Here is a 12,275-nt window from a genome sequence, read left to right on the forward strand (position 1 = left end):
TTAGCAGCGTGCCCAGCGCATGCCTGTACAACTGCGAATGCGTTCAGCATCAAGACAGACAAACTCAGCTGCAACGCCCACGGTGCAAGGGCTGCGGCGAGATTCTTGAGCGCTGCGCAAGGCCGGTGCTACCATGCTCGACCGCCTGTCTCAGCAAGGAAATACTCAGTGCTCAGTTTCATAGATACGTTTCTCTTTTGGCGAGTGGCTGTTGCCGCCAGGCAAGGAGCCGCGACGACTCATAGCTCGCTATGGGGAGGAGCGGCGACGCAGCATGGCGGCAACAGACGCCGCCAAAAAGAAACAGTATCTGTGAGACTGAGCACTTTATGAGCACCATTCGCGAGCGCAATAAAGAAATGATCCTGCGAGCGGCCAGCGAGGAGTTTGCCGACAAGGGCTTCGCCGCGACCAAAACCAGCGATATTGCCGCCAAGGCCGGGCTGCCCAAGCCCAACGTCTACTACTACTTCAAGTCCAAGGACAACCTCTATCGCGAGGTGCTCGAAAGCATTATCGAGCCGATCCTGGCCGCTTCCACGCCGTTCAACCCGGATGGCGAGCCTAAAGAAGTACTGAGCAACTACATCCGCTCGAAAATCCGCATCTCCCGCGACCTGCCTTTTGCATCCAAGGTGTTCGCCAGCGAAATCATGCACGGAGCCCCGCATCTGAGCGCCGAACAGGTCGAGCAGCTTAACGCCCAGGCCAAGCACAATATCGACTGCATCCAGAGCTGGGTGGAACGCGGCTTGATCGCCGCCATTGATCCCCATCATTTGATGTTCAGCATCTGGGCGGCGACGCAGACGTATGCGGATTTTGATTGGCAGATTTCGGCGGTGACAGGGAAGGCAAAGCTGGATGAGGCGGATTATGAAGCGGCGGCGTTGACGATTATTCGGTTGGTGCTGAAGGGGTGTGAGCCGGACTGAGAGACCGTGGCGCCTGTGAAATTCGCGAGCAGGCCCGCTCCCACATTTAGATTGGAGCCAGACCTAGAAACCGCGTGATTTCCTCGCGCTTGGCCAACGCATCTTTCCTGCCCAGTTCAATCAACTCGCTGCAATACCCCGCCTCGAACAATAGGTAACTCAACACCCCCGCCCCGCTGGTTTTGGTCGCCCCCGGCCCGCGCAAGAACAAGCGCAACGCCGCCGGCAACTCCTGCCGATGACGCGCGGCTATTTCATCGATCGGCTGACTCGGCGCAATCACCAGCACTTCCACTGGCGCCAAGCCAGCAGCGGCACTGTCGGCCGGCTGGAAATGGCTGAACTGGTTCAAGCGCTCCAGCAATTCGATATCACTTTCCAGGCTGTCGATGAACGTGCTGTTGAGCATATGCCCACCGATCTGCGCCAGTGTCGGTTCCTGACCGGTATAGGCGCGCTGCAAGGGATGCTCATGATCGATCCCGCGTGGGTTGCCGCTGACGCCCACCACCAGCACTCGGCTGGCGCCCAGATGCAAGGCAGGACTGATGGGCGCCGACTGCCGCACCGCGCCATCGCCGAAATACTCTTGATCGAGTTTGACCGGGGCAAACAGTAAGGGAATCGCCGAACTGGCCAGCAAGTGCTCAACCGTCAATTGAGTGGGCACGCCGATACGCCGATGGCGCAGCCAGGCATTGATGGTGCCGCCACCTTGATAGAAGGTTACCGCCTGTCCTGACTCGTAGCCGAAGGCCGTAACCGCTACCGCATGCAGATGCTTTTTGCGGATGGCCTCGTCGATGCCGTGCAGGTGCAGTTTGTCGTTGAGCAAATCCCGCAGCGGCGCGCTGTTGAGCAACGCCACCGGCACCTGAGCACCCAGGCCCAACAGGCTATGGATAAAAAAGCGGCCTGCCTGACGGATCACCCCCGGCCAATCGCTGCGCAGCACCAAGTGGCTGCGAAAGCCCTGCCAGAAGGCCGTCAGGCGCTGGATGGCAGCGGTGAAGTCGGTGGCGCCGCTGGCCAGACTCACCGCATTAATCGCACCGGCCGAGGTGCCGACAATCACCGGAAAAGGATTCGGCGCTCCCGGTGGCAACAACTCTGCAATCGCCGCCAACACCCCCACTTGATATGCCGCTCGCGCCCCGCCGCCGGAAAGAATCAAGCCTGTGACCGGTTCAGCTGGGCGCATTGCATCACTCCATGTAGGGAAAGGCAGGTCTTATCGACGGCGTTTTTCGTACAGCTTGGGCTCACCCGGTGGCCGGCTCTTGAAGCGCCGGTGAGTCCACAAATATTGCTCGGGGCATTCGCGCACCGACGCTTCGACCCACCGGTTGATGCGCAAGCAGTCGATCTCATCGGTTTCACCGGGGAAATCGGTCAATGGCGGGTGGATTACCAGGCGATAACCGCTGCCATCGGCCAAGCGCTCCTGAGTGAACGGCACCACCAACGCTTTGCCCAGGCGAGCGAACTTGCTGGTGGCGGTCACAGTAGCAGCCTGGATACCGAACAAGGGCACAAAGATACTTTGCTTGGCGCCGTAGTCCTGGTCCGGTGCGTACCAGATCGCGCGACCGGCGCGCAGCAGCTTGAGCATGCCACGCACGTCGTCGCGCTCCACCGCCAGGGAATCGAGGTTATGGCGCTCGCGCCCACGGCGCTGGATGAAGTCGAACAGCGGGTTGCCGTGTTCGCGGTACATGCCATCAATGGTGTGCTTTTGCCCGAGCAGGGCCGCACCAATTTCCAGGGTGGTGAAATGCAGGGCCATCAGGATCACGCCCTTGCCGTCCAACTGAGCCTGCTTGAGATGCTCCAACCCTTCAACGTGTGCCAGCCGCGCCAGGCGTTGGCGCGACCACCACCAGCTCATGGCCATTTCAAAGAAGGCGATACCGGTGGAGGCAAAGTTTTCCTTGAGCAAATGTTTACGCTCTTCGGCGTTTTTTTCCGGAAAGCACAGCTCCAGATTGCGCTCGGCGATGCGTCGACGATCGCCAGCCACACGGTACATGCCCGCGCCCAGTAAACGACCAATGGTCAACAGTGCCCGGTAGGGCAACTGAGTGATCAGCCACAGCAGGCCGAGTCCCAGCCATAGCAGCCAAAAACGCGGGTGAAGAAATACAGCTCGAAAACGCGGGCGATCCATTACAGATTCCGGTAAAGACAAGGGCCGCGCATTCTACAACGGTTCGACTCGGCTTGCGGCCCGAGGATGTTCTCGTTATAAGTCTCGACACTTTTCGTGACAAGCCGCTTTTGCCGACCATGAGCCAAACCGAACCGCTAGACCAAGATCCCGTGTTCCAGCTGAAAGGCAGCATGCTCGCCATCACCGTGCTGGAACTGGCCCGCAACGACCTCGACGCCCTGGACCGCCAACTGGCCGCCAAAGTCGCCCTGGCGCCGAACTTTTTTAACAATGCCCCGCTGGTACTGGCCCTGGACAAACTCCCGGCCGGCCAGGGTGCCATTGATTTGCCCGGCCTGATGCGCGTTTGCCGCTCCCATGGTTTGCGCACCCTGGCGATTCGCGCCAGCCGTATCGAAGACATTGCCGCGGCCATCGCCATTGAACTGCCAGTACTGCCACCGTCCGGTGCCCGCGAGCGTCCGCTCGACCCGATGGAAGGTGAAGTGAAGAAAAAACCGGAAAAACCACCGGAGCCCACGGTCAAGCCTACAAAGATCATCACCTCCCCCGTACGCGGTGGGCAGCAAATTTACGCCCAAGGCGGCGACCTGGTCGTGATCGCTCCGGTAAGCCCAGGGGCGGAACTTCTGGCCGATGGCAACATCCATGTATACGGCCCGATGCGCGGGCGTGCCCTCGCCGGCATCAAGGGTGATACCAAGGCCCGTATTTTTTGCCAGCAATTGACCGCTGAGCTAGTGTCCATCGCAGGCCAGTACAAGGTTTCAGAAGATTTGCGCCGTGATCCGCTGTGGGGGGCCGGGGTACAAGTCAGCCTGTCGGGCGATGTGTTGAACATCATCCGTCTTTAACGGATACTGCCGCATTTTCCAAGCATCTCTAGACTCTGATAGCACAGCGAAACCGGCAAGACTTGCGTAGGAATAATTGGAAGTTGGCGTTTCCCTTGTGGAAACCACATCTTTTTCCTACAAAGGCTGTCCGCCTGCAGCGAGTTTCAAGAGATGTTTTTCAGGGACTGAAAAGTCCTTTTTCCTTAGGGGTGAAACACCTTGGCCAAGATTCTCGTGGTTACATCCGGCAAGGGTGGTGTGGGTAAGACCACCACCAGCGCCGCTATCGGTACCGGCCTCGCTCTGCGCGGCCACAAAACAGTTATCGTCGACTTCGACGTCGGTTTGCGTAACCTCGACCTGATCATGGGCTGCGAACGCCGCGTGGTGTACGACTTCGTCAACGTGGTGAACGGCGAAGCCAACCTGCAACAGGCCCTGATCAAGGACAAGCGCCTTGAGAACCTGTACGTGCTGGCCGCCAGCCAGACCCGCGACAAAGACGCGCTGACCAAAGAAGGCGTAGGCAAAGTCCTGGCTGAGCTGAAAGAAACCTTCGAATACGTGGTCTGCGACTCCCCGGCCGGTATCGAAACCGGTGCTCACCTGGCGATGTACTTCGCCGATGAAGCGATCGTGGTGACCAACCCGGAAGTTTCCTCGGTACGAGACTCGGACCGCATGCTGGGCCTGCTGGCCAGCAAGTCCCAGCGCGCCGAAAAAGGCGAAGACCCGATCAAGGAGCACCTGCTGCTCACCCGCTACAACCCTGAGCGCGTCAGCAACGGCGAAATGCTCGGTGTTGAAGACGTGAAGGAAATCCTCGCAGTGACCCTGCTGGGCGTGATTCCAGAATCCCAGGCAGTCCTGAAGGCTTCCAACCAAGGCGTGCCGGTCATTCTTGATGACCAGAGCGACGCCGGCCAGGCGTACAGCGATGCAGTTGATCGCTTGCTGGGCAAGACCGTGGAACATCGCTTCCTCGATGTAAAGAAGAAGGGATTCTTCGAGCGTATCTTTGGAGGCAACTAAACAATGAAATTTCTCGACTTCTTTCGCGCCAACAAAAAGCCAAGTACCGCGTCGGTAGCGAAAGAGCGTCTACAGATCATCGTGGCGCACGAACGCGGCCAACGCAGCACGCCGGATTACCTGCCAGCCTTGCAGAAGGAACTGGTCGAAGTGATCCGCAAGTACGTCAATATCGGGAACGACGATGTGCATGTCGCCCTGGAAAACGACGGCAGCTGCTCGATTCTGGAACTCAATATCACCCTGCCTGATCGTTAATCGAAAGGGCAGTCGCCACGGCGGCTCGGTCACCTTGATCCCTTTGCGGGAACCGGGTGGGCGAGCCGCCGTTGGCGTTTGTTACGAGGCTGTTTAATGCCGTTGTCCAATATCCATATCCTTCATCAGGACGCCGCCGTCCTGGTGGTGAACAAGCCGACCCTGCTGCTCTCGGTGCCCGGCCGCGCCGATGACAACAAGGACTGCCTGATCACCCGCCTGCAGGAAAACGGTTACCCCGAAGCCCGTATCGTCCATCGACTGGACTGGGAAACCTCGGGGATCATCCTGCTGGCCCGGGACGCCGATACCCACCGCGAGCTGTCCCGCCAGTTTCACGACCGCGAAACCGAAAAAGCCTACACCGCCTTGGCTTGGGGCCAGCCGGAACTGGACAGCGGCAGCATTGACCTGCCCCTGCGCTACGACCCGCCAACCAAGCCACGCCATGTGGTGGACTACGAGTTCGGCAAGAATGCGCTGACGTTCTGGAAAGTGCTGGAGCGTTGCGGCGACTGGTGCCGTGTGGAGCTGACGCCGATTACCGGGCGTTCGCACCAATTGCGCGTGCACATGCTGTCGATCGGTCATCCGTTGCTGGGTGATGGCCTGTATGCCCATGAACAAGCCCTGGCCGCCTGGCCGCGACTGTGTCTGCACGCAAGCATGCTGAGCTTTACTCATCCGCAGAGCGGCGAGCGCTTGCGCTTTGAGTGCCCGGCCCCGTTCTAAAGTTGGCAATGCCTTAAAACGTGGGAGCCGGCTTGCTCGTGAATGCGCTGGATCAGTCAACTGATTCAGTGGCTGACACTCCGCATTCGCGAGCAAGCCCGCTCCCACATTTGTAATGTGCACTTCTCGCCATCGAACGGTAAACTCCGCGCATTGCTGTCTGGAGCTATTTATGCGCGAAGCGTTGAATCAAGGCCTGATCGACTTCCTCAAGGCCTCCCCTACTCCTTTTCATGCCACTGCAGCCCTGGCCCAGCGCCTGGAAGCGGCCGGTTACCAGCGTCTCGACGAGCGCGAAACCTGGGCCACCGAGGCCAACGGTCGCTATTACGTGACCCGAAACGACTCCTCGATCATCGCCTTCAAGCTCGGCCGCCACTCGCCGCTGCTGGGTGGGATTCGCCTGGTCGGCGCACACACCGACAGCCCGTGCCTGCGGGTCAAGCCCCAGCCGGAGCTGCAACGCCAGGGTTTCTGGCAGTTGGGCGTCGAAGTCTACGGCGGTGCGCTGCTTGCACCGTGGTTCGACCGCGACCTGTCTCTTGCCGGCCGCGTGACCTTCCGTCGCGACGGCAAGGTCGAAAGCCAGTTGATCGACTTCAAGCTGCCCATCGCCATCATCCCCAACCTGGCCATTCACCTGAACCGTGAAGCCAATCAGGGTTGGGCGATCAACGCCCAGACCGAATTGCCACCAATCCTCGCGCAATTTGCCGGTGACGAGCGCGTGGACTTCCGCGCCGTGCTCACCGAGCAGTTGGCACGCGAACACGGGCTGAACGCTGATGTGGTGCTCGACTACGAGCTGAGCTTCTACGACACGCAAAGCGCCGCTGTCATTGGCCTCAATGGCGACTTCATCGCCGGTGCGCGTCTCGACAACCTGTTGTCGTGCTACGCCGGCCTGCAAGCCTTGCTCACCAGCGAAACCGATGAAACCTGCGTGCTGGTGTGCAACGACCACGAAGAAGTCGGCTCCTGCTCGGCCTGCGGTGCCGATGGCCCGATGCTGGAACAGACCCTGCGTCGCCTGCTGCCCGAAGGTGATGATTTCGTACGTACCATTCAGAAATCGCTATTGGTATCGGCGGACAATGCCCACGGTGTGCACCCCAACTACGCTGAGAAACACGACGCCAACCATGGCCCGAAACTCAACGCTGGCCCGGTGATCAAGGTCAACAGCAACCAGCGCTACGCCACCAACAGCGAAACCGCTGGTTTCTTCCGCCATCTGTGCATGGCCCAGGAAGTACCGGTACAGAGCTTTGTGGTGCGCAGCGACATGGGCTGCGGCTCGACCATCGGCCCGATTACCGCCAGCCACCTGGGTGTGCGCACCGTGGACATCGGCCTGCCGACGTTTGCCATGCACTCCATCCGCGAACTGTGCGGTAGCCATGATCTGGCGCACCTGGTGAAGGTACTGGGCGCGTTCTACGCGAGCCGTGATTTGCCTTAAGACCGAGGCGTGGCCATCGCGGGCAAGCCCGCTCCCACACTTGGAATACATTTCCCTGTGGGAGCGGGCTTGCCCGCGATGGCGATTTCAAACACACCAGGCGCTATCTGACTCACATCAACGCCATTTCCCATAATCCGACCTAAACTTGTCAGTATTCCCACTCTGACAAGGCTATCGCGCCATGATTTCCATGTCTTCGTTCCACGCCATGCTCATCCCTATCCTGATCGGCATGATCCTGTTGGCTGTCGGCTTCAACTTTCGCGACAAGTCGGTCGGCGTGTTTGGCATGTGGGTCGGCATGCTACTGATCCTGGGCACCGTGATTTACAAGATCCTCGCCAAGCTGGCGGAATGACAAATGCACTCGCATCTGGCATAGCGGCCTCGTACACTCGGTCAACTCGTCGTTTTCAAGGTTGACCGCCTCGTGCTCTCCCGTCTTCTCGCCCTGCCCTGCTACTGCCTGATCGCCCTGCTGATGCTGCTGCCGTTCACGTCTGCCCAAGCCGTGAGCCTGCCAGGCTTGCTCGGCAACGCCACCAAAACCCAACCCCAGGCTGACGTACCGTTGGGCCAGTCGTTGGACGAGGTGATCAAGACCCTGGAAAACGACCAGCAGCGCACCCAGTTGCTGAGCGACCTGAAGAAATTGCGTGAAACCACGCAAAAAGCCCAACCCACCGCCGAACAAGGCGTACTCGGTTTGATCGGCGACACACTGGCCGGCCTTGAGTCACAGTTCTCCGGCGCCGACAGCCCGCTGGAGCGCTGGTCCAACGAGTTTGACCAAGCCAAAGATGAATTCAGCGCGCTGATGCTGCCCGCCAACGAATGGCTGCCCATCATTTTCGGTTTCGCCGTGATCCTGGCAGTCTGGAGCCTGCTGGCCGCCGCGCTGATCTGGCTCAGCCATCGCGTACGCGAACGCTTCGGCCTGTCCGAGGAACTGCCACAACATCCGCGCACCTGGGACATGCTGCGCTTCGCCCTGCGCAAACTCGGGCCGTGGCTGATCGCGCTGGTGATCACGGTTTACCTGACCTATGCCCTGCCCTCGTCCCTGGGCAAATCCCTGGCGATGGTGCTGGCTTACGCGCTGGTGGTCGGCACCTGTTTCTCGGCGATCTGTGTGATTGCCTTCTCCGTGCTTGATGGTCCACACCGCCATCGCGCGTTGTATATCCTGCGCCACCAGGCCTTTCGCCCCCTGTGGCTGATCGGCAGCTTTGCCGCCTTCGGTGAAGCCCTGAGCGACCCTCGGATGATGCAGGCCTTGGGCCAACACCTGGCCCATACGGCGGCGACTGTCGCCAATGTGATGGCTGCCTTGTCCACCGGCGTATTTATCCTGCGTTTCCGCCGACCAATCGCACACCTGATCCGCAACCAGCCACTGCACCGTCGCCTCACGCGACGCGCCCTGACCGACACCCTCTCGATTATCGGCACCTTCTGGTACTTGCCGGCACTGCTGCTGGTGGCCATCTCACTGTTTGCCACCTTCCTGTCCGCTGGCGACACCAGCACCGCCCTGCGTCAGTCATTGTTGTGCACGGTGTTGCTGGTGTTGTGCATGGTGATCAACGGCCTGGTACGCCGCCATGCCCTCAAACCGCAACGCGGACACAAACGCCATGCGCTGTACTCAGAACGCCTGAAAAGCTTCGTGTACACCCTGGCCCACCTGGTGGTGTGGCTGGCGTTTATCGAACTGGGCCTGCGGGTCTGGGGCCTGTCGCTGATTCGTTTTACCGAAGGCGACGGCCATGAAATCAGCGTCAAGCTGTTCGGCCTGGGCGGCACGCTGTTATTTGCCTGGCTGATCTGGATCCTCAGCGACACGGTGATCCATCACGCCCTGACCCGCTCGCGCAAAGGCCTGGCCAACGCGCGTGCGCAGACCATGATGCCGTTGATCCGCAACGTGCTATTCGTGACCATCTTTATCATCGCCGCCATCGTCGCGCTGGCGAACATGGGCATGAACGTCACACCGCTGCTGGCGGGTGCCGGTGTCATCGGCCTGGCCATCGGTTTTGGTGCGCAGTCCCTGGTCGCGGACTTGATCACGGGCCTGTTCATCATCATCGAAGACTCTTTGGCGATCGATGACTACGTGGACGTCGGCGGCCACCTCGGCACGGTGGAAGGCCTGACCATTCGTACCGTGCGTCTGCGGGACATCGACGGCATCGTACACACCATCCCGTTCAGCGAGATCAAGAGCATCAAGAACTACTCTCGGGAGTTCGGCTACGCGATCTTCCGGGTGGCGATCCCCTACAACATGGAAATTGACGACGCCATCAAGCTGATGCGCGATGTCGGCCAGAAAATGCGCAACGACCCGTTGCAACGCCGCAATATCTGGTCACCGCTGGAGATCCAGGGTGTAGAGAGCTTTGAATCCGGCAGCGCGATCCTGCGGGCACGTTTCAAGACCGCGCCGATCAAGCAGTGGGAAGTATCGCGCGCGTTCAACCTGTCGCTCAAACGTCATCTGGATGAGGCGGGGCTTGATTTGGCGACGCCACGTTTGAGTGTGCAGGTGGTGACGGGGGCTTCGGGCGGGCTGGATAAAGAACAGACCACTTGATTGAATACCCCCCATGCAGGGCGCATGGGGGAACTTGGCGTTACTCAGCCAGCCAATGCGGCGCTGTCCATCTTCTGGCGCAGGCTCAAGGGACGCATATCGGTCCAGACTTCCTCGATGTAGGCCAGGCACTCTTTTTTCATGCCGCTCTTGCCCACGGTACGCCAGCCTTCCGGTACGGCCTTGTAGTCGGGCCAGATGGAATACTGTTCTTCGTGGTTGACCACTACCTGAAACAGGATGTCGTCGCGGTCAAATACTGAGGTCATTGCTGTTCTCCATCGATCAAAGGCTGGCTGCGCACCACGCGCAGCGCTGATATCTGTAGAAACGTACCAGGCTGTCAAAAAATTAGAGGCTGGCAACCGCCGCCGCCAACGCGCGCCCAAAGATCTCGGCGACGCGATCGACTTCAGCAGCGGTAATCACCAGCGGTGGCAGGAAGCGCACCACGCTGCCGTGGCGGCCGCCCAGTTCCAGGATCAGGCCGCGCTTGAGGCATTCACGTTGTACCAGCGGCGCCAGTTGGCGATGCACGGGGGGATGGCCCTGGATATCGAGCGTGCCGGCCGGGTCGACCAATTCCACACCAAGCATCAGCCCACGCCCGCGAATATCCCCCAGTTGCGCGAAGTCGCGCTGCAGGATGCGCAGGTGTTCGCCAAGGCGTTCGCCCATGGCCGCCGCGTGGCCAGCCAGGTCGTGCTCCTTAAGGTAGCGCATCACCGCCGAACCCGCCGCCATCGCCATCTGATTGCCACGGAAAGTCCCGGCATGGGCGCCCGGCAGCCAGGTGTCGAGCCAGTCGCGATACACCACGACCGCCAGCGGCAGGCTGCCGCCAATGGCCTTGGACATCACCACCACATCCGGGATGATGCCCGCGTGTTCGAAAGCAAACATTTTGCCGGTACGACCGAAACCGCTCTGGATTTCATCGACGATCAACGCCACGCCAGCCTGCTGCGTGATACGCCGCAGGCCGCGCAGCCAGTCGAGATCGGCCGGAATCACCCCGCCCTCGCCCTGCACCACTTCGACAATCACCGCCGCCGGCAACAACACCCCGGCTTCCGGGTCGTTCAGCAGGTTTTCCAGGTAATGCAGGTTAACCCTCACCCCTTCCGCGCCGCCCAGGCCGAACGGGCAGCGATAGTCGTAGGGATACGGCAGAAACTGCACACCATTGCCCAGTAAGGCGCCCAAGGGTTTTTTCGGCCCCAGGCTGCCCATCAAACTCAGCGCGCCCTGGCTCATGCCGTGATAACCGCCCTGGAACGACAGCACCGTGCTGCGACCCGTGGCGGTGCGTACCAGTTTCAATGCAGCTTCTACTGCGTCGGTGCCGGTGGGGCCGCAAAACTGGATTTTCGCTTCCCGCGCCAGCTCTGTCGGCAGCAGGCCGAACAGGTCCTGCACGAACTGGTCCTTGACCGGGGTGGTCAGGTCGAGGGTGTGCAGCGGGAGTTCGTCGCTCAGTACTTGTTGGATGGCTTCGATCACCACCGGGTGGTTATGGCCCAGCGCTAGAGTGCCGGCGCCGGCCAGACAGTCGATGAAACTGCGGCCTTCGACGTCTTCCACGTAGATACCCTTGGCGCGCTTGAGCGCCAGGGGGATGCGTCGGGGGTAGCTACGGGCGTTGGATTCCTGTTGGCGTTGGCGGGCCAGCAGTGGGGTTTCTTCGAACTGGTAGAGCGTTTCCACGGGTGCCGGGGTGGCGTGCACCTGGGGGGCTTCGATACGGGTGGTAGCGACTGACATCTCTCGATCCCTCAATACGCTGGTGGGGGTGGCCGAACTGCTGATCCGTTGGGGCAGGCCCTGGGGCGTGCGCGCGGATTTCATGTTCTGGAGACGCACCAGGGGCGGGGGGATTTAGGCTTGTCGTCGCTTTTGGATGAGTACATATCCGTTTTTGGGGTGAGGGCGACTTATGGTTCCGCTTTTACAGCGACTCACTTTGGAAAAGCCCCAAAGTGAGTCGCTGTAAAAGCGAAACCCTAAGCAGCCGTTACCGCAGCAACGGATATGTACTCCATCAAATCCCCCAATATTTATCATTCAACGCATACAAAATCGCACACGTCTCCCCATCCAAAACCCCACAACAATCCCGCGCCCGAAAGTGCATCTGAAACGCCCGAGTCCTCAACTCAAACCCCCGCCGGTTCTTAGCAGGCTCATACCCATACCGCTGAAACGCCCTCTCCACCTCCACCTCCGGCGGCAACCCCTGGCAAAACCG

Annotated in this window: 12 protein-coding genes and 1 pseudogene; 8 read left to right on the plus strand and 5 right to left on the minus strand. The window is 60.1% G+C overall.

Features of this window, described 5'->3' with window-relative positions; translation table 11 throughout:
- Positions 1 to 329: 329 nt before the first annotated feature.
- Entirely contained in the window at positions 330 to 935 is a 606-nt protein-coding gene (locus BFL40_RS25155; RefSeq protein ID WP_071486458.1) for a TetR/AcrR family transcriptional regulator, read from the plus strand.
- Positions 936 to 981: 46 nt separating this feature from the next.
- On the opposite strand, the gene BFL40_RS25160 is transcribed toward BFL40_RS25155, so the two are convergent.
- Positions 982 to 2,136 carry a patatin-like phospholipase family protein gene (locus BFL40_RS25160; protein ID WP_071486459.1) on the minus strand — a complete coding sequence of 385 codons (1,155 nt, stop codon included), beginning with the start codon at positions 2,134 to 2,136 and terminating at the stop codon, positions 982 to 984.
- 30 nt (positions 2,137 to 2,166) lie between these two features.
- Positions 2,167 to 3,102 (minus strand): lipid A biosynthesis lauroyl acyltransferase, encoded by a 936-nt coding sequence (locus tag BFL40_RS25165; RefSeq protein ID WP_071486460.1) that lies wholly within the window; start codon positions 3,100 to 3,102, stop codon positions 2,167 to 2,169.
- A 119-nt stretch (positions 3,103 to 3,221) separates the two neighbouring features.
- On the opposite strand from BFL40_RS25165, the gene minC reads away from it, so the two are divergent.
- The 7 genes from minC to BFL40_RS25195 all read left to right on the plus strand — a co-directional run bounded on the left by minC (position 3,222) and on the right by BFL40_RS25195 (position 10,027).
- Positions 3,222 to 3,959, plus strand: coding sequence for a septum site-determining protein MinC (gene minC, locus BFL40_RS25170; protein WP_071486461.1), 738 nt, complete (start codon positions 3,222 to 3,224; stop codon positions 3,957 to 3,959).
- A 201-nt stretch (positions 3,960 to 4,160) separates the two neighbouring features.
- Positions 4,161 to 4,973 carry a septum site-determining protein MinD gene (minD, locus tag BFL40_RS25175; RefSeq protein WP_003209098.1) on the plus strand — a complete coding sequence of 271 codons (813 nt, stop codon included), beginning with the start codon at positions 4,161 to 4,163 and terminating at the stop codon, positions 4,971 to 4,973.
- A gap of 3 nt (positions 4,974 to 4,976) precedes the next feature.
- Complete coding sequence (gene minE / locus BFL40_RS25180; RefSeq protein WP_003175252.1) at positions 4,977 to 5,231, plus strand: cell division topological specificity factor MinE; 255 nt, start codon at positions 4,977 to 4,979, stop codon at positions 5,229 to 5,231.
- A 96-nt stretch (positions 5,232 to 5,327) separates the two neighbouring features.
- Complete coding sequence (locus BFL40_RS25185; protein ID WP_071486462.1) at positions 5,328 to 5,963, plus strand: pseudouridine synthase; 636 nt, start codon at positions 5,328 to 5,330, stop codon at positions 5,961 to 5,963.
- A gap of 172 nt (positions 5,964 to 6,135) precedes the next feature.
- Positions 6,136 to 7,425 (plus strand): M18 family aminopeptidase, encoded by a 1,290-nt coding sequence (locus BFL40_RS25190; RefSeq protein WP_071486463.1) that lies wholly within the window; start codon positions 6,136 to 6,138, stop codon positions 7,423 to 7,425.
- A 184-nt stretch (positions 7,426 to 7,609) separates the two neighbouring features.
- Positions 7,610 to 7,786, plus strand: a complete 177-nt coding sequence (locus BFL40_RS34130; protein ID WP_162843031.1) for a hypothetical protein — start codon at positions 7,610 to 7,612, stop codon at positions 7,784 to 7,786.
- Between the two features lie 72 nt (positions 7,787 to 7,858).
- Entirely contained in the window at positions 7,859 to 10,027 is a 2,169-nt protein-coding gene (locus BFL40_RS25195; RefSeq protein ID WP_071486464.1) for a mechanosensitive ion channel family protein, read from the plus strand.
- A 44-nt stretch (positions 10,028 to 10,071) separates the two neighbouring features.
- Here the strand turns inward: BFL40_RS25195 and BFL40_RS25200 are convergent, their stop codons facing one another.
- The 3 genes and pseudogenes from BFL40_RS25200 to BFL40_RS34375 form a co-directional block, all read right to left on the minus strand.
- The gene (locus BFL40_RS25200; RefSeq protein ID WP_071486465.1) at positions 10,072 to 10,296 is read right to left on the minus strand and encodes an MbtH family protein; all 225 of its coding nucleotides are present in this window, start codon (positions 10,294 to 10,296) and stop codon (positions 10,072 to 10,074) included.
- Between the two features lie 82 nt (positions 10,297 to 10,378).
- Positions 10,379 to 11,791, minus strand: coding sequence for an aspartate aminotransferase family protein (locus tag BFL40_RS25205; RefSeq protein WP_071486466.1), 1,413 nt, complete (start codon positions 11,789 to 11,791; stop codon positions 10,379 to 10,381).
- Positions 11,792 to 12,068: 277 nt separating this feature from the next.
- A pseudogene (locus BFL40_RS34375) lies at positions 12,069 to 12,275 on the minus strand (N-acetylmuramoyl-L-alanine amidase); the annotation flags it as partial.

It is taken from the genome of Pseudomonas costantinii (assembly GCF_001870435.1).
In the GTDB taxonomy this organism is placed as follows: domain Bacteria; phylum Pseudomonadota; class Gammaproteobacteria; order Pseudomonadales; family Pseudomonadaceae; genus Aquipseudomonas; species Aquipseudomonas costantinii.

Excerpts from the sequence above, each read along its gene's own strand:
- BFL40_RS25190 (WP_071486463.1), top strand. The coding sequence starts at position 6,136 with ATGCGCGAAGCGTTGAATCAAGGCCTGATCGACTTCCTCAAGGCCTCC.
- BFL40_RS25200 (WP_071486465.1), bottom strand. The coding sequence starts at position 10,296 with ATGACCTCAGTATTTGACCGCGACGACATCCTGTTTCAGGTAGTGGTC.
- minE (WP_003175252.1), top strand. The coding sequence starts at position 4,977 with ATGAAATTTCTCGACTTCTTTCGCGCCAACAAAAAGCCAAGTACCGCG.
- BFL40_RS25160 (WP_071486459.1), bottom strand. The coding sequence starts at position 2,136 with ATGCGCCCAGCTGAACCGGTCACAGGCTTGATTCTTTCCGGCGGCGGG.
- BFL40_RS25155 (WP_071486458.1), top strand. The coding sequence starts at position 330 with ATGAGCACCATTCGCGAGCGCAATAAAGAAATGATCCTGCGAGCGGCC.
- BFL40_RS34130 (WP_162843031.1), top strand. The coding sequence starts at position 7,610 with ATGATTTCCATGTCTTCGTTCCACGCCATGCTCATCCCTATCCTGATC.
- BFL40_RS25185 (WP_071486462.1), top strand. The coding sequence starts at position 5,328 with ATGCCGTTGTCCAATATCCATATCCTTCATCAGGACGCCGCCGTCCTG.
- BFL40_RS25165 (WP_071486460.1), bottom strand. The coding sequence starts at position 3,102 with ATGGATCGCCCGCGTTTTCGAGCTGTATTTCTTCACCCGCGTTTTTGG.
- BFL40_RS25205 (WP_071486466.1), bottom strand. The coding sequence starts at position 11,791 with ATGTCAGTCGCTACCACCCGTATCGAAGCCCCCCAGGTGCACGCCACC.
- minC (WP_071486461.1), top strand. The coding sequence starts at position 3,222 with ATGAGCCAAACCGAACCGCTAGACCAAGATCCCGTGTTCCAGCTGAAA.